Below are 21,752 nucleotides of genomic sequence, written 5' to 3' on the forward strand. Positions count from 1 at the left end.
CAAACCGCAGAGGAGCCCAAACCCATGTCTTCACGCCCCCCGTTCTTCACCAGCGCCCGCGGTCGCCTGCTGATATTTAACCTGCTGGTGGTGGCGGTAACGCTGATGGTAAGCGGCGTGGCGGTGCTCGGCTTTCGTCATGCCAGCCAGATCCAGGAGCAGGTGCAGCAGCAAACGCTGGATGATATGACTGGCAGCATGAACCTCGCGCGTGATACCGCGAATGTGGCGACGGCGGCGGTGCGGCTGTCGCAGGTAGTCGGTGCGCTGGAGTACAAAGGCGAAGCTGAACGGCTTAAACAGACGCAGATGGCGCTGCGCCACTCGCTGGAGCAGCTTGCCGATGCGCCGCTGGCGCAGCAGGAGCCGGCGCTGGTGGCGCGTATTATCCGCAGGAGCAATGAGTTACAGCAGAGCGTGACGGGAATGCTGGAGCGCGGGCAAAAACGGCATCTGGAGCGTAACGCGCTGCTCAGCGCGCTGTATCAAAGCCAAAGCTATCTGCGTCATTTGCAGGATATCAACCGCCGTTACGCGAGCAATGTGCCAGACGCCCGGCAGCTTGCAGAGATGGACAGGCTGATCGTTGCCGCCATTGATACCCCTTCACCGCGCGCCACGGTGCAGCAGCTGGATGCAGTAACCGCGATGTTACCCGCGAGCGCCCTGCAACCGGTGGTCAACCTGGTGCTCCCGGATTTTAATGATGAGCTGCGCAAGCTCGCGCCACTGTCAAAGCAGCTGGAGGAGAGCGATCTGTCCATCAGCTGGTACATGTTCCACATCAAGGCGCTGGTGGCGATATTAAACCGCGACATCAATCAGTACGTTGAACAGGTGGCGCAGGCCTCCCGGCTGCGTACCGCCCAAAGCCACCAGGAGCTGCGCTCCATCAGCGTGTTTATCAGCGTCTTCGCGGTGCTGGCGCTGATCATCACCGGCTGCGCCTGCTGGTATATTTACCGCAATCTGGGCTCCAACCTGACGGCTATCTCAAGGGCAATGTCGCGCCTCGCTCACGGCGAGCAGGATGTGTCGGTGCCCGCGCTACAGCGGCGTGATGAGCTGGGGGAACTGGCGCGCGCGTTTAACGTTTTTGCCCGCAATACCGCTTCGCTGGAGCACACCACGCGGCTACTGAAGGAGAAGACCTCGCAGATGGAGGTCGACCGCATCGAACGTCAGGGGCTGGAGGAGGCGCTGCTGCACAGCCAGAAAATGAAGGCGGTTGGGCAACTGACGGGCGGGCTGGCGCATGATTTTAATAACCTGCTGGCGGTGATTATCGGCAGTCTGGAGCTGACCGATTCAGCGTCACCGGACGCGCCGCGCATCACTCGTGCGCTCAAAGCCGCGGAACGCGGGGCCATGCTCACCCAGCGTCTGCTGGCCTTCTCGCGCAAGCAATCCCTGCAACCTCATGCGGTAGAGATGAAGCCGCTGCTGGAGAACCTGAGCGAGCTGATGCGGCACTCGCTTCCCGCCACGCTGACGCTGGATATTGAAGCGCAAACCCCGGCCTGGCCCGCATGGATTGACGTCAGCCAGCTGGAAAACGCCATTATCAACCTGGTAATGAACGCCCGTGATGCAATGGAGGGGCAAAATGGTGTGATCAAAATCCGCACCTGGAACCAGCGTGTGACCCGCAGCGACGGGCGTAGGCAGGATATGGTCGCGCTGGAGGTGATTGACCACGGCTGCGGGATGTCGCAGGAGGTGAAATCGCAGGTCTTTGAACCGTTCTTCACCACCAAACAGACCGGCAGCGGCAGCGGGTTAGGGCTGTCGATGGTGTACGGCTTTGTGCGTCAGTCCGGGGGGCGCGTTGAGATCGAAAGCGCGCCGGGGCAGGGAACCACCGTGCGGCTCCAGCTGCCGCGTTCGACGCTGCCCGCGTTCTCCGATGATGCCGCGCTGGCGACCACGGCCCCGGCAGAGAGTGAGCTGCTTGTGCTGGTCCTGGAAGATGAGGCGGGCATGCGGCAGACCCTGTGCGAGCAACTGCACCAGCTTGGCTACCTGACGCTTGAAGCCGAAAACGGCGAGCAGGCGCTGAACATGCTGGACGCATCACCGGATATCGGCATGTTTATCAGCGACCTGATGTTGCCGGGCGGCCTGAGTGGTGCGGAGGTGATCGGCCATGTACGCAGCCACTATCCGCAGTTGCCGGTGCTGCTGATCAGCGGGCAGGATTTGCGCCCGGCGCATAACCCGCAGTTGCCGGACGTTCAGTTACTGCGAAAACCGTTCACCCGCGCACAGCTGGCGCAGGCGCTGCGCAAGGTGATGGCAGGAACCGGCAGCGAGCCAGGGTAGCGGCCCCCTGAGCGCCGTTAAAAGACGACGACGAGGCAGGGATAAATTTCACGGACTCATGCGGCAGCGGGCGGCGCAAATGCTGCTTTATCCCGACAATCAGCGCTTCGCGCGGAAAGCCAGGCATATCCATTACGCCGCCACCGAGGATCACCGCATCCGGATCGAACAGATTTACACTGGTGGCAATGGCGCGGGCTGCATGATTCAGGAGTTGTTGTACGAAGGGGTCATCGGGTACGGCTGAAAAGATATCTCCCATCGCATACTCGCGGGGCTGCTGTTCGTACCACTGTTTCAATGCGATACCGGAACAAACTGTTTCCAGACATCCCGGGTTGCCACAACCACAGTGCCGCGTCATATCCCCCTGTGGAATATGCCCGAGCTCGCCCGCTACGCCGTGCGCGCCCGTCCATGGAGCACCGTTTAGCCAGATGGCAAATCCCATGCCGGTGCCAAGATAGGCCGCCAGAACCTCTTGCTGCTGGAGATTGTGTTGCGCCACGTCAAACGAAAGCTGAAGGTTAACGTCGCGGGAAAATTCGACCGGGCAGCCTAGCGCATCTTCAAGTTTTCCCGCCAGATCGCGGAGCTCATTCGCCTGCAAAGGCAGATTTGGCGTCGAAATAATGGTGCGTTTGTCTTTGCCGACCAGTGCCGGAAAGCCCATGACCAGACCGCGACAGTGAACCTGTAAATGACGCAGCTGAGCCGTGATCATTTCCGTCACGCCGCACACCACACCAGAGCGGATAACCTCCGCGGTGCGCTGTTTTTCACAATGCAACACCGCACCGTCGGCCGTTTGCAGGCAAAAACGGATATGAGTGGCCCCCATATCCACTCCGGCGACGACATCAGGCTGTTTTTGCATGAGGAACAACCTCGTTTCGTGCCGACAGGATCTGCCCGGCCATAAGCTGCCATGCATCCCCGATATTCTCTGCATGGTTGAACAGACCAGACGTTCCGACGATAAAGACATCTGCGCCGGCGGCCATCAGTTTTTTATAGGTGGCCTGATTGCATGAGCCATCGATCTCAATCTCATAGCTCAGCCCTTCGCGTTCGCGCCAGGCTTTCAGCTCGGCAATTTTCTCCAGCATTTCCGGAATGAACGGCTGCCCGGCAAAGCCTGGATCGACGGTCATCACGGTGATTTTGTCCGCCTTATGAATATAGTATTTCATTGCCTCAACCGGGGTTTCCGGGTTGAGGATGAGTCCCACTTTCATACCGTGACGACGGATCTCTTCAATCAGGCGGAAAGCCTGACCGTTGATGGTCTCCGGGTGCAGTGTGATGAAGTCTGCTCCGGCCTGCGCCAGCTGGCTTATGTAGTCCTGCGGGCGAGTCACCATCAGGTGACAGTCCAGTGGTTTGGTGGCGAGCTTCTTCACCTGGCCGACAAAGAACGGAGACAGCGTCAGATTAGGCACAAAGTGGCCGTCCATGATGTCGATATGGAAGTAGTCCGCGTGCTGGTCAATAAATTCGATCTGTTCTTTGAATTTCAGCAGATCCATACACATCAGGGAGGGTGAAATTTTCATAGTGATTTCCTTACTTACTGATCAATCTGTCGAGGGCAACAGCGGCGATAATCAACCCGCCCATTACCACCAGCTGGTAGTAGGTTTGTACCTGTAAGATATTGAGTCCGTTATTGATGGTGCCGATGATGAGACCACCAATCACGACCGAGAAGATGCGGCCTTTACCGCCGAAGAAGCTGGTTCCGCCGATGATGGCGCTGGCGATGGCGTATGTTTCAAATCCCATCCCGGCCAGCGGCTCCGCTGCGCCCAGACGCGCAGTCGACACCACGCCCGCCAGCCCGGCGCATACGCCAGAAATAATGAACACCACCAGAATATGAAACTTCACGTCGATGCCGGAGTAGAACGCCGAGTTTTTGTTACCGCCCAGGGCGTAGATATTGCGCCCCAGCCGCATACGGGTGGTGAGGAACCAGAGGATCACCGCGACGATCAGCGAGAAGATGACCGGTACGGGTATCCCGAGGACGCTGGCAGCGAAGAAGTTTACAAAATCGAACGAGAAGCCATAGACGGAGTTAGCATCGGAAATCACCAGCGTGATGCCGCGAAAAATGGCGTTAGTACCGAGAGTGATAATGAACGGATGTAGCCCGGTCCAGTTGACCAGACAGCCATTGATCGCCCCCAGCGCGCCGCCGACCAGTACGCCGCCAATCAGTGCTGCAAAAAACGGGTCGACACCAGCCAGCATCAGTTTGGCAGTCACCATGCCGGAGAGTGCCAGAATGGCTCCGACGGACAGATCAATACCCGCGACAAGGATGGCAAAGAATTCGCCCATCCCGATCAGCACCGTTACCGAGCTCTGGACAAAAATCTGCGTGATGTTGTTGGTGGTGAGGAAGTACTCCGATGACAGCGTGCCAAAGATGGCGACTATAATCGCGAGGATAAAAAAGGTACCGTACTTGTCCCAGAACAGCGCGAAGTTAAATGGCTTTTTCTCCGCCATATCGCCTTTCACTCTTGTGGTAATGCCCATGCCATGATCTCCTCTTCGCTCATGTCGTCGCGATTGGTCAGGATTTGCGTCAGCCGCCCTTCGCAGAACACGGCGATGCGGTCGCAGACGGCGATAATTTCAGGTAATTCAGATGACACCATCAGGATGACCTTGCCTTCGTCAGCCAGCTGGCGCATCACCTTGTAGATTTCGGCCTTTGCGCCGACGTCGATGCCTCGCGTGGGTTCATCAAAAATGATGACGTCCGGGTTGCAACACAGCCATTTAGAAATCAGCACCTTTTGCTGATTGCCGCCGGAGAGTTCGGTGATGTTTTGCTCTACGCTTTGGCACTTCAACGCCAGCAACTGGCGCTGTGCTTCGGCGGTCTTGCGTTCTTCATGCTCGCGAAAGAGCCCCATGGCCCCTTTATAGCCACCGTTTTTCAGGCTCTGGCTGACGGCCATGTTTTGGGCGATAGAGAAATTAGGGAAAAAGCCATTTTCGCGGCGGCTTTCGGTGATGTAGGCCATCCCTTTTTTCAACGCATCCAGAGGCGAACGCGGGGAGATGGTTTTGCCGTTGAGGCGAATTTCACCGCTCGCGCGTTTATCCACGCCGAAGAGACAGTCCATCAGTTCGGTACGTCCCGAGCCGACCAGACCCGCAAAACCCAGTATTTCGCCGCGGTTCACGCTGAACGAAATATCACGCACTTTTTTCTTGTCCCGGCTGGTGACGTTGTTCACCTCAAACACCGTGTCGCGTTCGATGTTGCCGGTGCTCTCTTTCATGGCGTTAAAGCGGTTTTGCAGTTCGCGGCCGACCATCAGGCGCACAATGTCGTCGTTTGAAACGTCACTCACCAGACCACTGCATACGCTGGAACCGTCTTTCATTACCGTGTAGCGGTCGCAGATGCGGCGGATTTCCGCGAGCTTATGCGAGATATAGACAATGGCGGTGCCTTCTTTACGCAGCTGATTCATGATCAAGAAAAGATAATCCACCTCTTTATTGGTTAATGAAGATGTGGGTTCATCCATAATGATCACTTTGGCATCGAGCATTAAGGTTTTCGCAATTTCCAGCATCTGTTTATGGCTGATGGATAAATTCGCTACTTTTTCATCTAAATCGACTTTTAATCCGACGCGTAAGAGCATCATCGCACCGCGAATGCGCATCTCTTTCCAGTCAATAATCCTGATGCCACAAACCTTTTTGGTCAGGTGACGGCCTATATATAGATTTTCCAGCACGGTTAATTCATCAATAACGCTGAGTTCCTGATATATAATGCCGATGCCCAGTTGTGCTGCCAGTTTATGATCCAATTTGTCGTAATTCTTTTCATTAATAATAATGGAGCCTTTGGTCGGCTCATGAATTCCCGACAATACTTTCATTAAGGTTGATTTACCGGCACCATTCTCCCCTAATAACGCGTGGATCTCATGAGGGTATATAGTTAAATCAACCGATTTTAATGCGTGAACCGGACCAAAGGATTTGCCGATCCCCGCCATCGAGATATATGGCGTGACCATGTTTATTTCCTTCTCTGTTCACCCTCTCCCTGTGGGAGAGGGCCGGAGTGAGGGCATCAAGCCGCACAGTTCTGCGTTATTTTGTCACCAGAATCGAATCCACCAACTTGAATTCAGGCGTTTTTTCCAGCGGGATGACTTTCCCGGTTTTCGCGGCATCCACCATTAATTTCAGGCCGGTCGCCCCGATGTCCGCCGGGTTTTGTGCGACGGTTGCCGTCATCTGACCGGCTTCGACCATCTTACGCGCCTCTGGAATACCATCGGTGCCGACCACCAGCACTTTGCCGATTTTACCGGCGTTTGCCACCGCCTGTGCCACGCCCATCGCCATGGTATCGTTCGCGCAGTAGAAGGCTTTCAGATTCGGGTTTCGTTGCAGCACGTTGGTTGCCACATCCAGAGCTTTAATGCGATCCCAGTCGGCGGGCTGGCTGGCAACCAGCTTAATTTGGTTTGCTTTTTTGAAGGCTTCTGTTGCGCCATTGCGGCGCGCCTCGCCCGATGCGTTACCGGCTTTACCCTCAATGATTGCGACTTCGCCCCCCTCCGCACCAAGTTTATTGATAATAAAATCGGCCCCTTTTGCGCCGACGGCCACGTTGTCCGTTGTGACAAACCCCTCTACATTGCCACCTGCTTTTTTCAGGTTATCCATATCGATTTTTTCATCGAGATTCACCAGATAGAGACCTTTCTGCCAGGCGCGCGCGACGGGCATGACCAGATTCACGGAGGAGAGTGGGGCAAAAGCGATACCCTTGTATTTTTTATTACTCAGATCTTCGAACAGCTGTAGCTGGGACTGAAAATCCCCTTCTGACGGCGAGGCAAAAATATCAACGCTTACTCCCAGGGTTTTGGCTTCATCTTCAATCCCTTTCTTCATATCCACCCAGAATGGATTGGAGAGCGTTTTTAATACCACCGCATATTCCGCAGCAGCAAACGCGCTGGTGGATAACATTAAGCCCATAGCGGCGCCGCTGAAATATTTCAGATATTTATTCATAGCAGTGTTCTCAATGTAGGGTATGTTGTTGTTAATCCCGCCTGAGCAGGATTAACCTTTTAATTTACTTCAGTGCGCCAGGAGAGAAGAAATCCACAATAGCGCCGGTTTTTTGCATATTAAGTGTGGCCTGTTCGATGTTTTGTTGTGCAACGGAAACAAATAACGCATCTAATAATGTAAGCTGTAATATACGCGCGGAGGCGTTGCGCCCTAATAACGGGGTCTCTGGTGCTGGCGAACAAATAATATAATCAGCAAGTTTAGCAATCGGTGAATGGTAGCTATGAGTAATACAGATAATTTTGGCGCCGTTCTTTTTTGCTAACTCAACTGCTGCTTTCACATCACTGGTGCGGCCGGAATGGGAGACCACCAGTACCACATCCCCTTCCTTCAGCAGCGATGCCGACATCATCATAATGTGCGCGTCCTGATACGACTGGCAGCGCACGCCGATGCGTAGAAACTTATGCTGGATGTCGGCGCAAATAGCGTTAGAACCACCCACACCGTACAGATCGCGCTGGTTGGCCTGGGCGAAGAAACGTGCCGCGCGGTGAATTTCATCCACGTTCACTATCGACTGGCCTTCCATAATGGTGCGCAGCGTAATATTGAACACTTTGTTAACCACATCCTGTGGTGCTTCATCAAAAGCGAGTTCCGCAGGTAATACTTGTTCGGATTGCGAGAAGTAGTCGACCAGCGCCGCACGCAGGTTACGGAAACCGCTAAAGCCGAGCAGTTTGGCCACTTTCACGATCATCGCTTCCGACACCATCAGCGTTTCGGCAACGTCTTTAATCGCAGGCGCGCCGCTCAGGTTACCCGGCTGGAGCAGCCAGTCGACGATACGGCTTTCGTTGTCGGTCATGCCTTCCTGCTTCATGCGCAGGTACGGTGCAAGGCCAATGCCGTTAGGCAGCTCTTTTTTAAATTCTGACTGACTCATCGCTCTCTTTTGTCCTTAAAAATGAAGACGACACTATATCACCACACTCTGGCATGAAAATATGCTGGCAACTTCACAATGTTTGAAAATTCATAAAGTTTTATTGTCTGTGAAGTTTTGATGGGCGGTTGCTTTAGGATGACCTTAAAAATCAATAATATAATCATGACACGTTAACGGATTTTAATGCATGCCGTAAGAAATATACCGTCATGAGAGAGTTGAAATGTCAAAGTCAGGGGTGTAGAACACGCGCAGAACTCGATGGTTTTGAGGTTTTATTGCACAACTGACCGGTCTTAAATCACAACTCCATCGAGTTCGTAAAGTTAACCCACGATGAGGTTTATTATGAAAAAGATTGCATTTGGCTGCGATCACGTAGGTTTTATGCTGAAAGAGGATATTCTGGCCCATCTGCGCGCGCGTGGCATCGACGTGGTGGATAAGGGCACCTGTTCCCCGGAGCGTACTGACTACCCATATTATGCCAGCGCGGTTGCACAGGCTATTATCGATAAGGAGGTGGATGGCGGCATCCTGATCTGCGGAACGGGGGTAGGGATCTCCATTACGGCCAATAAGTTCCCGGGCATCCGCGCAGTGGTCTGTAGCGAACCTTATTCAGCTCAGCTTTCAAGGCAGCATAACAACACGAATGTGCTGGCATTTGGTTCGCGCGTGGTCGGACTGGAGCTGGCAAAAATGATCGTCGATGCCTGGCTAAATGCACCGTTTGAAGGGGGACGACATCAGGCGCGAGTCGATGCGATAGGGGCGATTGAACAGGCCAGGAATTGAGATTCCTCCGCTACCCCGGTTCCCTGCCATTCATTACCGTAAGGCCAGTTCACCTGCGAGTCTGGCCTTATGAAACGTTACTCTACCGCTCTGTTATTGGGTCTGCTGACTTTAACCAGCCAACTGGCGTATGCCGATGTGATTGATGATGCCATTGGCAATATTCAGCAGGCGATCAACGATGCCTATAACCCCGGCAGCAGCCGTAATGATGATGACGACGATCGTTACGATCGCAGCCGTCAAACCGACAGCCGCCAGTACGACGATCGTCGTCGACAGTTAGAAGATCGACGCCAGCGTTTAGACGAGCGTCAGCGGCAGCTGGATGACGATCGGCGTCGGTTAGAAGAGGATGAGCGCCGGTTAGAGGATGATTACGATCGGTGGTAACCCTGGTATTGCAACGCGTAGGCCGGGTAAGGCGCAGCCGCCACCCGGCAAAATTTAATCCAACACCAGCACCATCCCGTCATACCCCGCTTCAATGCCGGACGGCAGCGGGTTATCCATCATCCACACGTCAAACTGATGGCTGATATGCGTCAGGATCACCTGCGGACAGCCAATCACCTCGTTCAGCGCAATCACCGTATTCAAATCACAATGGTTGCGCGGCGTCTCCGGGCGCGGTTCATGGCTACAGTCGATAATCATCGCCTGCGGCTGATTGTTTAGCAGAAACGTCACCGTTTTATCCGGTAGCCCGGCGGTATCAGAAAGCCACGCCACGCGGCTGTGGGCGGACTCCAGCAGATAGCCAAACGTGAGTTTTGAATGGTTGAGCGGCAGCGGCGTGACCCGCAAGCCCTGAAGTTCAAACATCACAAACGGCTCCACCGTGTGGCTGAAATCGAGAAGGCCCGGATGCTTGAACAGGTCGTCACAGCCTGCATCGTCCGGCGGACCGTAAACCGGAATGGTCGCTCCCACGCCCCAGCGCAGAGGAAAAAGCCCCTGAACGTGATCCATATGATAATGGGTAAGCAAAATCTGCCTGAAACTCCCCGCGGGCCAGTCGTCCATCAGGTGTGGAATACCCGCGTCCAGCAAGGTGACCGAATCGTTGAATTTCACCGCCGCGCTACAGGGGCGACGGCGATAATTTTCCTGTAAACGCGCCCGTCGGCACGCCGCGCAGTCGCAGCCAAACACCGGCACCAGCTGAGCCCCTCCGGTTCCTGTCAGCGTGATCGTCAGACTCATAACGCACCTCTACAGCGGTTTGGTGAAGCGGAAATGGCTTTGCGTATATCCTTCACGAACATAAAAACGGTGCGCGTCCACGCGCTTCACGCTGGTGGAAAGCTCGGTCAGCTCGGCGCCTGCCTGTCGCGCGACGTCCTCTGCCCAGGCCAGCAGCTGGCTGCCCACTTTTAATCCGCGCGCCTGCGGCATCACCACCAGTTCCTGGATCTCGCCGATCCAGCGGGCGTGATGCAGGTGAAACTGCATATGCAGGCCGATCATACCGATGATCTGCCCGTCCAGCTCGGCCAGCTGGTAACGCATATTGTGATCCTGCAAGTTGGCCAGATACCCGGCGTGAAACGCCTGATGATCGAACTCGGCCTGCTTAAGTTCGCAGATCAGCGCGTAAACGATCGGCGCATCGTCGGCGGTGGCGGGGCGAAGCTGGCAGTCAGGCATGCTGTTTCTCCTTCTGGCGAATAAGCGATAGCAAGGTCTCGACTGACTGTAGCAAACTTCCGTCGTTATTGAGGACGTGACAACCCGACGGGGTGTAGCGCGCCGCCCGTTCCAGCCGCTGGTCGATCTCGCGCGCGTTTTCGCGCCCCCGCTTTTGTAGCCGGCTACGGAGAACGTCCGGGGAAACCTGCAAACAGACCGGGAGCAGCGCCGCTTCGTACCGGGCGCGAGCCTGCGGGAGATGCGCCCGCGAGCCGTTAACCAGTACGTCGAACCCCGCATGCAGCCAGAGGTCAATCTCAATACCGACGCCATAGTAGTAACCGTTGGCATGCCAGCTCAGCGCCAGCAGGTTTTGTCCGGCACGGGTAAAAAACTCCTGCTCGCTCAGGGCGATATGGTTCTCGCTTCCGGCGTTGGCATCGCGCGTGATATAGCGGTGCGCGACCAGCAGCTGTGAATGTTCCCGCTGCCGTAACGCCGACAGCAGGCTGTCCTTCCCGGAGCCGGACGGGCCCATTAACCAGATGAGTCTTCCCATCAGAACACCCTTTTTCCCTGACGCCAGACGTGGTCGATATGAATGTGCTCGCCCTTACGGTGGGCGAGCACCAGATCGGCCCGTTTCCCCTCGGCAATTTCACCGCGATCGTGAAGATTAAGCGCGCTGGCCGGGTTTTTCGTCACCAGGCGAATCGCCTGTGGCAGCGTGAAGCTGTTGTTCTCGTCGTCCGCGACGCGGAAGGCCGCGTCCAGCAGGCTGGCGGGGTAATAGTCAGAGGAGAGGATATCCAGCAGGCCGAGCGAGGCGAGCCTGCTTGCCGCCACGTTGCCGGAGTGCGATCCGCCGCGCACGATATTTGGCGCGCCCATCAGGACGTTCATGCCGTGCTTACGCGATGCCTCTGCCGCTTCAAACGTGGTGGGAAATTCAGCTATCACGCTGCCAAGCTGGTGGGATTCGCGCACGTGATCGTGCGTGGCGTCGTCATGGCTGGCCAGGGCAATATTACGGTCCCGGCACATCGCGGCAATGGAGAGGCGATTCGGCTGCGACCACTGGGCCGCCAGCTGGAGCTGCTCTTCTTCGTAGCGCGCCATCTCCGCGTCGTTGAGCGAATATTTGCCCTGATAGTATTCGCGATACTTTTCAATGTTGGCGAACTGGCGCTGCCCCGGCGAGTGATCCATCAGGGAAACCAGCGAGACCGGCTCGCGGCCCACCAGCTTCTCAAACAGCGGCAGGGTGGTGTGGTGCGGCAACTCGCAACGCAGGTGCAGGCGGTGCTCGGCGCGGTTGAGGCCGCGCTTTTGCGTCTCCTCCACGGCGTTGATCATCTTCTCCAGATTCTCCAGGCGATCGCCGCCGTCGCGCACGTCGCCAATCGCCACCGCGTCCAGCACCGTGGTGATGCCGCTGGCGACCATCAGCGCGTCGTGGCTGCTCATCGCTGAATGAGCAGGCCAGTCCACCTTTGGGCGCGGGGTGAAGAATTTATCGAGATTATCGGTATGCAGCTCAATCAGCCCCGGCAGCAGCCAGCCGCCTTCGCCGTCCATCGCTTCAGGAGTGCGGCTCCGGGTTTCGGCAAAGGCGCGGATGACACCGTCCCGCACCTCAACCGAGCCGTTCACGACCTCATTTTCCAGCACCAGCCTGACATTATTGATAATCATACGTTTGTCCCCATCGGGTGCAGTCTGTCCGCCACGCGTTGGCGTACGGCGTCGTCGTGGAAGATCCCGACGATCGCCGCGCCGCGCGCTTTGGCCTGTTCGATCAGTTCCATCACCGCTGCGCTGTTCTTACTGTCGAGCGAGGCGGTGGGTTCATCCAGGAGCAAAATCGGGTAATCGACGATAAAGCCGCGGGCGATGTTGACGCGCTGCTGCTCGCCGCCGGAAAAGGTCGACGGGGCGAGGTGCCACAGACGCTCCGGTACGTTGAGGCGCGTCAGCAGGCTGGCGGCTTTAGCGGCGCAGGTTTCGCGCGGTACGCCGAGATCCAGCAGGGGCTGCATGACCACGTCCAGGGCGGAGATCCGCGGGATCACCCGCAGGAACTGGCTGACCCAGCCGATCGTCGTGCGGCGCACTTCCAGCACCTTGCGCGCCGGAGCCTGAACCAGATCGACCCATTCATCATTGTGGCGAATGCGGATGTGGCCTTCGTCCGGCAGATAGTTAGCGTACAGGGAGCGCAGCAGGGTGGATTTTCCGCTGCCGGAATGGCCATGCAGCACCACGCATTCGCCGCTGCTGACCTCTAACGAGGCATTTTGCAGTACCGGCAGGCGGACGCCGTTTTGCTGGTGGAGCACAAAGGTTTTACTTACGTTTTGTACGTGGATCATGTTGGCCTCGCGATTCGTTTTGCCGGGTGGCGGCTTCGCCTTACCCGGCCTACAAGGTGCGGTGTTCGTAGGCCGGGTAAGCGCAGCGCCACCCGGCAACCGCGCCCTCAGTTCTGCAATACGGACGACACCAGCAGCTGGGTATACGGATGATGGGGATCGTCGAGCACGCGGTCGGTTAACCCACTTTCCACCACCTGACCCTGCTTCATCACCAGCAAGCGGTCCGCCAGCAGGCGCGCGACGCCTAAATCGTGGGTGACAATCACCACCGCCAGGTTTAGCTCCACCACCAGGCCGCGCAGCAGGTCGAGCAGGCGAGCCTGCACAGAGACGTCCAGCCCGCCGGTCGGTTCATCCATAAACACCAGCTTCGGATGGGTGACGAGATTGCGGGCAATCTGTAAACGCTGCTGCATGCCGCCGGAGAAGGTGGTCGGCAGGTCGTCGATGCGCGAGGCGGGAATTTCAACCTCTTCCAGCCAGTGCTGCGCCGTGGCGCGGATGTTGCCGTAGTGGCGCGCGCCGGTGGCCATCAGCCGTTCGCCGATGTTGCCCCCCGCCGACACCTGGCGGCGCAAGCCATCCATCGGGTGCTGGTGCACCACGCCCCACTCGGTGCGCAGCAGGCGGCGGCGATCGGCTTCGCTCATGCCATACAGCGACACGCCCTCATACAAAATGTCGCCATTCTGCGGCGTCAGGCGCGCGGAGATGGACTTCAGCAGGGTGGTTTTACCGGAGCCGGACTCGCCGACAATGCCCAGCACTTCGCCCGGCCACAGCTCAAACGACACGTCGCTAAAGCCTTTGCCCGGCGCATAAAGGTGAGTCAGGTTATTAACCGAAAGCAGCGGTTTCATTGGCTGTTCGCCTCGCTCTGTTGGCGGCAGTAATCGGTGTCGGAGCAGACAAACATCCGTTTGCCCGTGTCGTCCAGCACCACTTCATCCAGATAGCTATGCTTCGAACCGCAGATGGCGCACGGCTCGTCCCACTCCTGCACCGTAAACGGGTGATCGTCAAAATCCAGGCTCTCCACACGGGTGTACGGCGGTACGGCGTAGATGCGTTTTTCACGTCCGGCGCCAAAAAGTTGCAGGGCGGGCATCATGTCCATCTTCGGGTTATCGAATTTCGGGATCGGCGACGGGTCCATCACGTAGCGGCCGTTCACCTTCACCGGGTAGGCGTAGGTGGTGGCGATATGGCCGAAGCGGGCGATGTCCTCATACAGTTTGACCTGCATGATCCCGTACTCTTCCAGGGCGTGCATGGTGCGGGTTTCGGTTTCCCGCGGCTCAATAAAACGCAGCGGCTCCGGGATCGGCACCTGGAAAATCAAAATCTGATCTTCAGTCAGCGGGGTCTCCGGAATGCGGTGACGGGTCTGGATCAGCGTCGCGTCTTCGGTTTTTTCGGTAGTATTAACGCCCGTTACGCGCTTAAAGAAGTTGCGGATCGACACGGCGTTGGTGGTGTCGTCTGCCCCCTGGTCGATGACCTTAAGCACGTCCGCTTCGCCGATCACGCTGGCGGTGATCTGAATACCGCCGGTGCCCCAGCCGTAGGGCATTGGCATTTCGCGGCCGCCGAATGGCACCTGGTAGCCGGGGATCGCCACTGCCTTCAGGATGGCGCGGCGGATCATGCGTTTAGTTTGTTCGTCCAGATAGGCAAAGTTGTAGCCGCTTAAGTTAGACATTGGCGCGCTCCCGTTGCAGGCGTTTCAGCAGTTCCAGTTCGGCCTGGAAATCGACGTAGTGCGGCAGCTTGAGGTGCGAGACAAAGCCGGCGGCCTCAACGTTATCCGCGTGGGCCAGCACGAACTCTTCGTCCTGTGCCGGGCCTGCAATATGCTCGCCGTAGTCCGGCGCCTGGAGCGCACGGTCAACCAGCGCCATCGCCATCGCCTTGCGCTCGCTCAGGCCATACACCAGCCCGTAGCCGCGGGTAAAGTGCGGATCTTCATTCTCTGGCGCGACAAAACCGTTGACCATTTCGCACTCGGTCATCAGCAGTTCGCCGATGTTCACCGCAAAACCCAGCTCTTCCGGCACGATTTCAATGTCGATATAACCGCTGCGGATCTCTGCCGCGAAGGGGTGGTTGCGCCCATAGCCGCGCTGAGTGGAGTAGGCCAGCGCCAGCAGATACCCTTCGTCACCGCGCATCAGCTGTTGCAGGCGGGACGAGCGCGAACAGGGATAGACCGGCGGCGTGCGGGTGATGTCATCCGGTGTGCTGCCGGTGTCCTCCTCCGCCTTCGCCAGCCCCTGGTTTGCCAGCAGGCTAAAGACGTGCGGGGAGGCGTCTTGTTCAGCGTCAGAGACGCTGAGCTGCGGTGTTTCACCGTTCGCCAGCAGAGTGAAGTCCAGCAGGCGATGGGTGTAGTCGTAGGTCGGACCAAGCAGCTGGCCGCCAGGAATATCTTTGTACACCGCAGAAATACGGCGCTCTAATCGCATTTCCGCCGTATTCACCGGCTCGCTAACCGCCAGCTTCGCAAGCGTAGTGCGGTAAGCGCGCAGCAGGAAGATGGCTTCCACGTTATCGCCGCTGGCCTGTTTCAGCGCCAGCGCCGCCAGTTCGCGGTCCGCGATGCCGCCTTCGGTCATCACGCGGTCGACGGCCAGGTTTAACTGCTGTTCAATCTGGGCGACGCTCAGCTCGGGAAGGGCGTCATCCCCCCGGCGTCTGTGCGCCTGCAAGGCATGGGCGGCGGCGATCGCCTTCTCGCCCCCTTTGACGGCAACGTACATCAGCACACCTCCACGTGAGTGGTTCTCGGGATCGCCAGCAGGCGCTCGCCGCAGGTCAGGATCAGGTCGATACCGAGCGGGAACGGATGCGGGCGCTCGGTCAGCTCATGAATGATGCACTCCGGCAGCTGGGGGGCGACCATCCGCTCGTCGGCAATCCCTGCACCCGTCAGGCGCAGCATGCGGCCACCGCTCAGGCTGGAGACCTGCAAAATCAGCGTAGCGCTGGTTTCTGGTGCGACGGCGCTGCCTTCGCTCAGGGCGTTAAGCTGTTCGTGGCTGATTTGCTCGTCGGCCACGGCGAAGACCGCCTGCTGGGGCTGCTCGACCAGCGGCGCGTTGGTGTGAAAGCGCAGGTTCTGGCTGGCGATATCGTTCAGCAATGCGCCTGACAGCCATACCGGGGTGTCGTTGTCCGCCAGGGTCAGCAGCACGCTGGTCGAGGCGAGGTTCAGCGGCAGCCAGCCCTGGGAGAGCTGATGCAGCGAGACAATGACGCCCGGCTCGCTCATGGCTTTCAGCAGGCGACGGAAACTCTGTTGGGCATCCTGGACGGCCAGGGTAAAAGCAGGTTGAAGCGTCATGCGTTGTCTCCGCGAACGAGCGTAAAGAAGTCGACCCGGCTGGTATTCACTTCGGCCTGACGCGCGGCAAGGCGTGCGGCGCGGTCGGCTTCCAGCGGGGCAATAAGGGTTTCCATTAACGTCTGAAAATGCGGCTGTTCCTGTAAAAGCGCGTCGATCGCTGCGCAGCGCTCGGCGTGCGTTTTGTCGCGCCCAAGTACGTAGCCGTAGCCCAGCGTGCCGCTTTTCAGGCGGATCACCGCGCGGGTGAGGGTGGCATCGCCGGCGAAGAAGCGCTCGCCGGTGCCGCCCATGCGTGCCTGGATCTGCACCAGGCCGATCTCCGGCGCGCGGATCGTGTCGTAGTCCGGCGTCAGGCCGAGCGTGCTCATGCGGGCAGCCAGCGCATCAGGCTGGCTGTGGGCCAGCACGCGCATCCAGCGCTGACGAGTGGAGGTGTCGAAGTGCATTCAGTGCTCCATGGTAAATTCAATCATGTCGGCGCGGGTCAGGCTGACGGAGTATTCCGTTGCGTTGACGTCGCCGTCACGGTGGTTGAGGGTGCGCACGCAGAGCAGCGGGGCCATGTTGGGGATCTCCAGCACCTTGCTCTCTTTCGCCTGCGCGCGGCGGGCGCTGATGCGCGTCTGGGTGCGTTTGAGCGCGATACCCGTCGCGTCCTGAAGAAAATCATGCAGGGAACCGCTGGCGAAATGTTGCAGCACGGGCCAGAGGGTGAGGTCCGCGAAGTAGTGGTCGATCTGACAGACCGCCACGCCGTTCACCCGGCGCAACGTGCGCAGGTGAACGATGTTGTCGCCCTCCTGAATCCCCAGCGCGTCCGCCACGTGGCGGGAGGCGGGGCGCAGGACTGACAGCAGCTTTTCGCTGGTGGGGTGGCTGCCCTGATCGAGCAGGTTCTGGCTAAAACGCGCCTGGGCATTGAGCGGGTAGTCGAACGGACGCATCAGCACCAGCACGCCGACGCCCTGACGGCGCTGGACCCAGCCGCGCTCCACCAGTTGATCGATGGCGCGACGCAGGGTGTGGCGATTCACTTCGTAGCGGTCGGCAAGCTGCTGCTCGGCGGGCAGGTAGTCTCCGCAGCGGTAGTGCGTGCGCAGCTCCACTTCGAGCTTTGCCGCAATCTCTTGCCAGCGGGTGGGGTAACTGGTCGGATGTCTGGATAAGTGCATACAAATCAAAGCCTCGCTTCTCAGATGAAGTGCTTACGCAAACGTTGAGAGAGGAAATCCAGCAGGCTGACGGTGACGATGATGAGCACCATCAGGGCGCAGGTTTGCTGGAACTGGAAACCACGAATGGCTTCCCACAGGGTGACGCCAATGCCGCCTGCGCCCACCATGCCGACCACGGTGGCGGAGCGAACGTTGGACTCGAAGCGGTACAGGGAGTAGGAGATGAGCAGCGGCATCACCTGCGGCAGGACGCCGTACAGGATCTCTTCGATTTTGTTCGCTCCGGTTGCGCGGATGCCTTCCACCGGGCCGGGCTCGATGGCTTCAACCGCTTCGGAGAGCAGCTTGGAGAGCACGCCGGTGGTGTGGATGAACAGCGCCATCACGCCCGCGAACGGACCCAGGCCGACGGCGACCACGAACAGCATCGCAAAGACCATTTCGTTGATGGCGCGACAGGCGTCCATCAGGCGACGCATCGGCTGGTAGATCCACCACGGCACGATGTTTTCGGCGCTCATCAGGCCAAACGGAATGGAGAGAATGACGGCAAGCGCGGTGCCCCAGACGGCAATTTGCAGGGTGACCGCCATTTCGCTGAGGTAGTCCTGCCACTGGCTGAAGTCCGGCGGGAAGAAGTCGGCGGCGAAGGTCGCCATGTTGCCGGAATCTTTGAAGAGCAGCAGCGGATCCATCTCCGCGCCCTTCCAGGAGATAACCAGCACCGCCAGCAGAACGGCCCAGCTTATGAGCGAGAACCAGCTGCGCTTTGGCGGCGGGAGGGTGATGGTTTGCATGTTTTACTCCGCGGGTCTTTGTGTGCCGGATGGCGCTACGCTTATCCGGCCTACGATCTGTTCCCCCTCTCCCTGTGGGAGAGGGCCGGGGTGAGGGCATCAGCGTGCGCATTTCCCCCTCACCCTAACCCTCTCCCTCAAGGGAGAGGGGACGTAAGTTACTGCACCGCTTTATTCACGCTGGTCATGGCACCGAGCGCGGCGGTCATGCGGTCGAGATCGTCCAGCTGCGCCTGAATTTCCGACACTTTGCTGGTCTTCTCTTCTTCCTTCAGACCCTTGTTATCCTTCACGCCCTGCATCTGCTTGAACAGCGCCAGCTGGCGAATCGGCACCAGCTGCAAATCGCTGGACGCGCGGAACGGCGCCTAGCCCAGACGCGCCAGAACCGCTTTCTCTTCCGGCGTTTTGCCGTAGTTCATAAAGAAGTCGTAGACCTTGTCCTTGGTGCTCTCGGAGAGGTTTTTGCGCCACACGATCGGGTCGCCCGGGATCAGCGGCGATTTCCAGATAACCTTGATTTCCTTCAGCTTGTCCGGCGCGGAGGTCTTCAGCTTGTCGAGGTTTTCAGTGTTGTTGGTGGCGACGTCAACCTGCTTATTCGCCACGGCCAGGGCGTTGGTTTCGTGGCTGGCGTTGACCGTGCGCTTAAAGTCGCTGGCGGAGACGTTGTTTTTCGCGAAGACGTAATAGCCAGGGACGAGGAAGCCGGAAGTGGAGTTCGGGTCGCCGTTACCAAACGTCAGCTCTTTGCGTTTGGCGAGCATGTCGTTGAGGTTGTTGATCGGGCTGTCTTTGTTCACGATCAGCACGCTCCAGTAGCCCGGGGAGCCGTCTGCCGCAACGGTCTGGGCGAAGACCTGGCCGTTCGCGCGATCTACCGCTTCCATAGCAGAGAGGTTGCCATACCAGGCGATGTCCACTTTGTTGAAGCGCATTCCCTGAATGATGCCCGCGTAGTCCGGGGCGAAGAAGGCGTTTACTTTGATCCCCAGTTTGGTTTCCATATCTTTCAGGAACGGTTCCCACTGCGGCTTCAGGTTTTGCTGTGATTCCGTTGAAATGATGCCAAAGTTCAGCGCTTTTTCCTGTTCCTCAGCGTAAGCAGGGCTTAGCAGGGTGCTGATGCTGAACATGCTGGTGAAGGCCAGCGCGGCAACGGCTTTGTAGTTCATGTCCATTCCTCGTTATGGGGACGTTAAGCAGCCTGCGCGCGCTCTTCGACGCGGTTTACGCTGCGGTAGAGATGATCAAAACGTTCGTTATCAAACTGGTGGCTTGCGCCATCGAAGAACACATTGCCCTGACGCAGGGCGACGATGCGCTCGCAGTAGCGCAGGGCGTAATCCACCTGATGCAGCGTCACCACCACGGTGATGCCGTCGTTCTGGTTGATGTCGCGCAGGGTTTCCATCACGATGCGGGCCGATTCCGGGTCCAGCGAGGCGATAGGTTCATCGGCCAGAATGATTTTGGCTTTCTGCATCAGGGCGCGGGCGATGGCGACGCGCTGCTGCTGTCCGCCGGAGAGCGTGGAGACGCGCTGGTGGGCGAAATGCGCCATGCCGACGCGGGTCAGCGCCTGTAAGGCTTCTTGCTTCTGGGATGGGGAGAACCAGCGCAGGCAGGTGCGCCAGAACGGGGTGCTGCCGAGCGCGCCAATCAGCACGTTCTCGAGCACGGTCAGGCGGTTCACCAGGTTGAACTGCTGAAAGATATAGCCCGTCTGGGCGCGGCTTTTGCGAATATCGCTCGCCAGACGCCCCGCATGTTGCACGGTGTTACCCAGCAGTTCGACGCGGCTTTCCGGCGTTTTGTCACAGGTAATCAGGCCGCTCAAGTGACGAAGAAGGGTTGATTTACCTGAACCAGACGGCCCCAACAGCGCCACCATTTCGCCCTGCTGGACGGTCAGATCAACGGCATGCAGCGCCTTGTTGTGATGGAAGGTTTTGCTCAGTTTCTCGACGCGAATGACAGTTTGCATGTGCCGGGCCTCACGATAAATGTGGCCTCATGCTGGCGCATCAATATGACATTCAGGTTAAGTGTTGGTTGCGGGAGTTTGAAGAGTTGAGGGGAGTTTGATGACAATCACCGCAGGCCCGGTCAGCGCAGCGTCTCCGGGCGCTGTTGCCGGATGCGCTGCGCTTATGTGGCCTACGATTTAACGACGTTAATCATCCACGGCACGCCGTATTTATCGGTGACTTTCCCGAATCCGTGCGCCCAGAAAGTCTCCTGCCAGGCCATTTCGACATTGCCACCATCAGAGAGGTTGTCGAACCAGCGTTTGCCTTCATCCACGTCCTGCGTGTCGAGCACCAGCGTAAATCCGGCGTACTGCGTGCTGCTACCGGGTGGCAGACCATCGCTCATCATGATATCGCTGCCGGCAATGCGGACATTAGAGTGGGCGATGGCGGTATCCGGGAAGTTCATGCCTGACGGACAGCCTTCTTCGCTGTTTTCGTCTTTGGGCATTTCGCCGAAGGTGATTTTGTAGAGGAGTTCTGCGCCGATGGCCTGCTGATAGAAGGCGGTCGCCTCCGCACAGTTGCCGGCGAAAGAGATGTAGGGACTTAACGGCATAATCTTTACCTCACGTAAGAAAAGCCCGTTAAGTGTAGTTCCCGAACGCCCGGTAAGCGAAGCGCCACCGGGCAGGTCAATCAGTTCTTTTTCACGAACTCAGATTTCAGTTTCATCGGACCGAAGCCGTCAATTTTGCAGTCGATATTATGATCGCCTTCAACCAGACGGATATTTTTGACTTTAGTGCCGATCTTCAGCATGGAGGAACTGCCTTTTACCTTCAGATCTTTCACAACGGTAACGCTGTCGCCGTCTGCCAGCAGGTTGCCGTTTGCGTCTTTCACGATCAGCGCATCGCTGTCCTGTGCAGGCTCCGCATCGTTCCATTCATGGGCGCATTCCGGGCAAACGAACATGCCATTGTCTTCATAGGTGTATTCAGAATTGCATTTCGGGCAGTGTGGAAGTTGCATGTTGGTATCCTCAAAAGTGTTAACACGCTGGAAAACGCCAGCTAAATGACGGCAGTGTGCCGAAAAAGGCAGCGAGTATAACGCAAATCCCCACTTTTGTCGGTGATATTGTTTTATAAAAATAGCGCATAAATGCGCAAGCGATGACACGAACTGTCAGTGAATTAAGGGAATCTTAAGCCCTGAACGGCAGAGATCGTAATCATGCTAAATGTATCGAATATTTTATTACAGCAAATTGCTACGCTGTGCCATTTCGGATAAGGTGAAG

Annotated in this window: 24 protein-coding genes and 1 pseudogene; 3 read left to right on the forward strand and 22 right to left on the reverse strand. The window is 57.6% G+C overall.

Going from position 1 to position 21,752, the window contains the following annotated elements; translation table 11 throughout:
• Positions 1 to 24: 24 nt before the first annotated feature.
• Positions 25 to 2,322 (forward strand): hybrid sensor histidine kinase/response regulator, encoded by a 2,298-nt coding sequence (locus tag IMQ56_RS17580; protein ID WP_103269684.1) that lies wholly within the window; start codon positions 25 to 27, stop codon positions 2,320 to 2,322.
• On the opposite strand, the gene alsK is transcribed toward IMQ56_RS17580, so the two are convergent.
• The 6 genes from alsK to alsR all read right to left on the reverse strand — a co-directional run bounded on the left by alsK (position 2,255) and on the right by alsR (position 8,347).
• The gene (gene alsK, locus IMQ56_RS17585) at positions 2,255 to 3,199 is read right to left on the reverse strand and encodes an allose kinase (protein ID WP_015570209.1); all 945 of its coding nucleotides are present in this window, start codon (positions 3,197 to 3,199) and stop codon (positions 2,255 to 2,257) included. The genes IMQ56_RS17580 and alsK overlap by 68 nt on opposite strands.
• On the reverse strand, positions 3,183 to 3,878 hold the full coding sequence (gene alsE, locus IMQ56_RS17590) for a D-allulose 6-phosphate 3-epimerase (protein ID WP_015570210.1): 696 nt from the start codon (positions 3,876 to 3,878) through the stop codon (positions 3,183 to 3,185). Before alsE ends, alsK begins: the two co-directional genes overlap by 17 nt.
• Before the next feature lie 10 nt (positions 3,879 to 3,888).
• Positions 3,889 to 4,869 (reverse strand): D-allose ABC transporter permease, encoded by a 981-nt coding sequence (alsC, locus tag IMQ56_RS17595; RefSeq protein WP_017382644.1) that lies wholly within the window; start codon positions 4,867 to 4,869, stop codon positions 3,889 to 3,891.
• On the reverse strand, positions 4,848 to 6,380 hold the full coding sequence (gene alsA / locus IMQ56_RS17600) for a D-allose ABC transporter ATP-binding protein AlsA (RefSeq protein ID WP_040117097.1): 1,533 nt from the start codon (positions 6,378 to 6,380) through the stop codon (positions 4,848 to 4,850). Before alsA ends, alsC begins: the two co-directional genes overlap by 22 nt.
• Before the next feature lie 76 nt (positions 6,381 to 6,456).
• Positions 6,457 to 7,392: a D-allose transporter substrate-binding protein gene (alsB, locus tag IMQ56_RS17605; RefSeq protein WP_015570212.1), complete on the reverse strand. Its 936-nt coding sequence runs from the start codon at positions 7,390 to 7,392 to the stop codon at positions 6,457 to 6,459.
• A gap of 64 nt (positions 7,393 to 7,456) precedes the next feature.
• Positions 7,457 to 8,347, reverse strand: a complete 891-nt coding sequence (gene alsR / locus IMQ56_RS17610; RefSeq protein WP_015570213.1) for a D-allose utilization transcriptional regulator AlsR — start codon at positions 8,345 to 8,347, stop codon at positions 7,457 to 7,459.
• 351 nt (positions 8,348 to 8,698) lie between these two features.
• Here alsR and rpiB point away from each other — a divergent pair, with 351 nt between their 5' ends.
• Together rpiB and yjdP are read left to right on the forward strand one after the other, a co-directional pair.
• On the forward strand, positions 8,699 to 9,148 hold the full coding sequence (gene rpiB, locus IMQ56_RS17615) for a bifunctional allose-6-phosphate isomerase/ribose-5-phosphate isomerase RpiB (RefSeq protein ID WP_023295775.1): 450 nt from the start codon (positions 8,699 to 8,701) through the stop codon (positions 9,146 to 9,148).
• A 69-nt stretch (positions 9,149 to 9,217) separates the two neighbouring features.
• Entirely contained in the window at positions 9,218 to 9,541 is a 324-nt protein-coding gene (gene yjdP / locus IMQ56_RS17620; RefSeq protein WP_047062204.1) for a DDRRRQL repeat protein YjdP, read from the forward strand.
• Between the two features lie 54 nt (positions 9,542 to 9,595).
• Here yjdP and phnP read toward each other — a convergent pair whose 3' ends face one another.
• The 16 genes and pseudogenes from phnP to IMQ56_RS17700 form a co-directional block, all read right to left on the reverse strand.
• Complete coding sequence (gene phnP, locus IMQ56_RS17625; protein WP_017382648.1) at positions 9,596 to 10,354, reverse strand: phosphonate metabolism protein PhnP; 759 nt, start codon at positions 10,352 to 10,354, stop codon at positions 9,596 to 9,598.
• A gap of 9 nt (positions 10,355 to 10,363) precedes the next feature.
• A complete protein-coding gene (gene phnO, locus IMQ56_RS17630) occupies positions 10,364 to 10,798 on the reverse strand; it encodes an aminoalkylphosphonate N-acetyltransferase (RefSeq protein WP_015570217.1) in 435 nt (144 codons plus the stop codon).
• Positions 10,791 to 11,342 (reverse strand): ribose 1,5-bisphosphokinase, encoded by a 552-nt coding sequence (gene phnN, locus IMQ56_RS17635; protein ID WP_047062206.1) that lies wholly within the window; start codon positions 11,340 to 11,342, stop codon positions 10,791 to 10,793. Before phnN ends, phnO begins: the two co-directional genes overlap by 8 nt.
• Positions 11,339 to 12,475 carry an alpha-D-ribose 1-methylphosphonate 5-triphosphate diphosphatase gene (gene phnM / locus IMQ56_RS17640; protein WP_015570219.1) on the reverse strand — a complete coding sequence of 379 codons (1,137 nt, stop codon included), beginning with the start codon at positions 12,473 to 12,475 and terminating at the stop codon, positions 11,339 to 11,341. The genes phnN and phnM overlap by 4 nt, the downstream gene beginning before the upstream one ends.
• Positions 12,472 to 13,152 carry a phosphonate C-P lyase system protein PhnL gene (gene phnL, locus IMQ56_RS17645; protein WP_196064110.1) on the reverse strand — a complete coding sequence of 227 codons (681 nt, stop codon included), beginning with the start codon at positions 13,150 to 13,152 and terminating at the stop codon, positions 12,472 to 12,474. Before phnL ends, phnM begins: the two co-directional genes overlap by 4 nt.
• Positions 13,153 to 13,259: 107 nt before the next feature.
• Positions 13,260 to 14,015 carry a phosphonate C-P lyase system protein PhnK gene (gene phnK, locus IMQ56_RS17650; RefSeq protein WP_015570221.1) on the reverse strand — a complete coding sequence of 252 codons (756 nt, stop codon included), beginning with the start codon at positions 14,013 to 14,015 and terminating at the stop codon, positions 13,260 to 13,262.
• On the reverse strand, positions 14,012 to 14,857 hold the full coding sequence (gene phnJ / locus IMQ56_RS17655) for an alpha-D-ribose 1-methylphosphonate 5-phosphate C-P-lyase PhnJ (protein ID WP_023302939.1): 846 nt from the start codon (positions 14,855 to 14,857) through the stop codon (positions 14,012 to 14,014). Before phnJ ends, phnK begins: the two co-directional genes overlap by 4 nt.
• Positions 14,850 to 15,914, reverse strand: a complete 1,065-nt coding sequence (locus IMQ56_RS17660) for a carbon-phosphorus lyase complex subunit PhnI (RefSeq protein WP_032646905.1) — start codon at positions 15,912 to 15,914, stop codon at positions 14,850 to 14,852. The genes phnJ and IMQ56_RS17660 overlap by 8 nt, the downstream gene beginning before the upstream one ends.
• A complete protein-coding gene (phnH, locus tag IMQ56_RS17665) occupies positions 15,914 to 16,498 on the reverse strand; it encodes a phosphonate C-P lyase system protein PhnH (RefSeq protein ID WP_003860219.1) in 585 nt (194 codons plus the stop codon). The genes IMQ56_RS17660 and phnH overlap by 1 nt, the downstream gene beginning before the upstream one ends.
• Positions 16,495 to 16,947, reverse strand: coding sequence for a phosphonate C-P lyase system protein PhnG (gene phnG / locus IMQ56_RS17670; RefSeq protein ID WP_045357889.1), 453 nt, complete (start codon positions 16,945 to 16,947; stop codon positions 16,495 to 16,497). The genes phnH and phnG overlap by 4 nt, the downstream gene beginning before the upstream one ends.
• A complete protein-coding gene (phnF, locus tag IMQ56_RS17675) occupies positions 16,948 to 17,673 on the reverse strand; it encodes a phosphonate metabolism transcriptional regulator PhnF (protein WP_196064111.1) in 726 nt (241 codons plus the stop codon).
• Positions 17,674 to 17,693: 20 nt separating this feature from the next.
• Positions 17,694 to 18,473: a phosphonate ABC transporter, permease protein PhnE gene (phnE, locus tag IMQ56_RS17680; RefSeq protein WP_193042097.1), complete on the reverse strand. Its 780-nt coding sequence runs from the start codon at positions 18,471 to 18,473 to the stop codon at positions 17,694 to 17,696.
• Positions 18,474 to 18,631: 158 nt separating this feature from the next.
• Positions 18,632 to 19,648 (reverse strand): annotated as a pseudogene (gene phnD, locus IMQ56_RS17685) (phosphonate ABC transporter substrate-binding protein).
• 23 nt (positions 19,649 to 19,671) lie between these two features.
• Positions 19,672 to 20,460 carry a phosphonate ABC transporter ATP-binding protein gene (phnC, locus tag IMQ56_RS17690; RefSeq protein WP_032104776.1) on the reverse strand — a complete coding sequence of 263 codons (789 nt, stop codon included), beginning with the start codon at positions 20,458 to 20,460 and terminating at the stop codon, positions 19,672 to 19,674.
• A gap of 173 nt (positions 20,461 to 20,633) precedes the next feature.
• A complete protein-coding gene (gene yjdN, locus IMQ56_RS17695) occupies positions 20,634 to 21,065 on the reverse strand; it encodes a VOC family metalloprotein YjdN (protein WP_017694695.1) in 432 nt (143 codons plus the stop codon).
• 80 nt (positions 21,066 to 21,145) lie between these two features.
• Positions 21,146 to 21,481, reverse strand: a complete 336-nt coding sequence (locus tag IMQ56_RS17700; RefSeq protein ID WP_003860206.1) for a zinc ribbon domain-containing protein YjdM — start codon at positions 21,479 to 21,481, stop codon at positions 21,146 to 21,148.
• Between the last annotated feature and the right edge of the window lie 271 nt (positions 21,482 to 21,752).

It is taken from the genome of Enterobacter sp. Res13-Sevr-PEC09-46, from assembly GCF_015672585.1.
Taxonomy (GTDB): domain Bacteria; phylum Pseudomonadota; class Gammaproteobacteria; order Enterobacterales; family Enterobacteriaceae; genus Enterobacter; species Enterobacter hormaechei_C.

Bases quoted from the DNA above. Each gene is read 5' to 3' on its own strand.
- alsC (WP_017382644.1), bottom strand. From the start codon at position 4,869: ATGGGCATTACCACAAGAGTGAAAGGCGATATGGCGGAGAAAAAGCCA.
- IMQ56_RS17580 (WP_103269684.1), top strand. From the start codon at position 25: ATGTCTTCACGCCCCCCGTTCTTCACCAGCGCCCGCGGTCGCCTGCTG.
- phnJ (WP_023302939.1), bottom strand. From the start codon at position 14,857: ATGTCTAACTTAAGCGGCTACAACTTTGCCTATCTGGACGAACAAACT.
- rpiB (WP_023295775.1), top strand. From the start codon at position 8,699: ATGAAAAAGATTGCATTTGGCTGCGATCACGTAGGTTTTATGCTGAAA.
- alsB (WP_015570212.1), bottom strand. From the start codon at position 7,392: ATGAATAAATATCTGAAATATTTCAGCGGCGCCGCTATGGGCTTAATG.
- IMQ56_RS17660 (WP_032646905.1), bottom strand. From the start codon at position 15,914: ATGTACGTTGCCGTCAAAGGGGGCGAGAAGGCGATCGCCGCCGCCCAT.
- alsE (WP_015570210.1), bottom strand. From the start codon at position 3,878: ATGAAAATTTCACCCTCCCTGATGTGTATGGATCTGCTGAAATTCAAA.
- phnG (WP_045357889.1), bottom strand. From the start codon at position 16,947: ATGCACTTCGACACCTCCACTCGTCAGCGCTGGATGCGCGTGCTGGCC.
- phnH (WP_003860219.1), bottom strand. From the start codon at position 16,498: ATGACGCTTCAACCTGCTTTTACCCTGGCCGTCCAGGATGCCCAACAG.
- phnL (WP_196064110.1), bottom strand. From the start codon at position 13,152: ATGATCCACGTACAAAACGTAAGTAAAACCTTTGTGCTCCACCAGCAA.
- phnC (WP_032104776.1), bottom strand. From the start codon at position 20,460: ATGCAAACTGTCATTCGCGTCGAGAAACTGAGCAAAACCTTCCATCAC.
- phnE (WP_193042097.1), bottom strand. From the start codon at position 18,473: ATGCAAACCATCACCCTCCCGCCGCCAAAGCGCAGCTGGTTCTCGCTC.
- phnF (WP_196064111.1), bottom strand. From the start codon at position 17,673: ATGCACTTATCCAGACATCCGACCAGTTACCCCACCCGCTGGCAAGAG.
- IMQ56_RS17700 (WP_003860206.1), bottom strand. From the start codon at position 21,481: ATGCAACTTCCACACTGCCCGAAATGCAATTCTGAATACACCTATGAA.
- alsR (WP_015570213.1), bottom strand. From the start codon at position 8,347: ATGAGTCAGTCAGAATTTAAAAAAGAGCTGCCTAACGGCATTGGCCTT.
- phnP (WP_017382648.1), bottom strand. From the start codon at position 10,354: ATGAGTCTGACGATCACGCTGACAGGAACCGGAGGGGCTCAGCTGGTG.
- yjdN (WP_017694695.1), bottom strand. From the start codon at position 21,065: ATGCCGTTAAGTCCCTACATCTCTTTCGCCGGCAACTGTGCGGAGGCG.
- alsA (WP_040117097.1), bottom strand. From the start codon at position 6,380: ATGGTCACGCCATATATCTCGATGGCGGGGATCGGCAAATCCTTTGGT.
- alsK (WP_015570209.1), bottom strand. From the start codon at position 3,199: ATGCAAAAACAGCCTGATGTCGTCGCCGGAGTGGATATGGGGGCCACT.
- phnO (WP_015570217.1), bottom strand. From the start codon at position 10,798: ATGCCTGACTGCCAGCTTCGCCCCGCCACCGCCGACGATGCGCCGATC.
- yjdP (WP_047062204.1), top strand. From the start codon at position 9,218: ATGAAACGTTACTCTACCGCTCTGTTATTGGGTCTGCTGACTTTAACC.
- phnK (WP_015570221.1), bottom strand. From the start codon at position 14,015: ATGAAACCGCTGCTTTCGGTTAATAACCTGACTCACCTTTATGCGCCG.
- phnM (WP_015570219.1), bottom strand. From the start codon at position 12,475: ATGATTATCAATAATGTCAGGCTGGTGCTGGAAAATGAGGTCGTGAAC.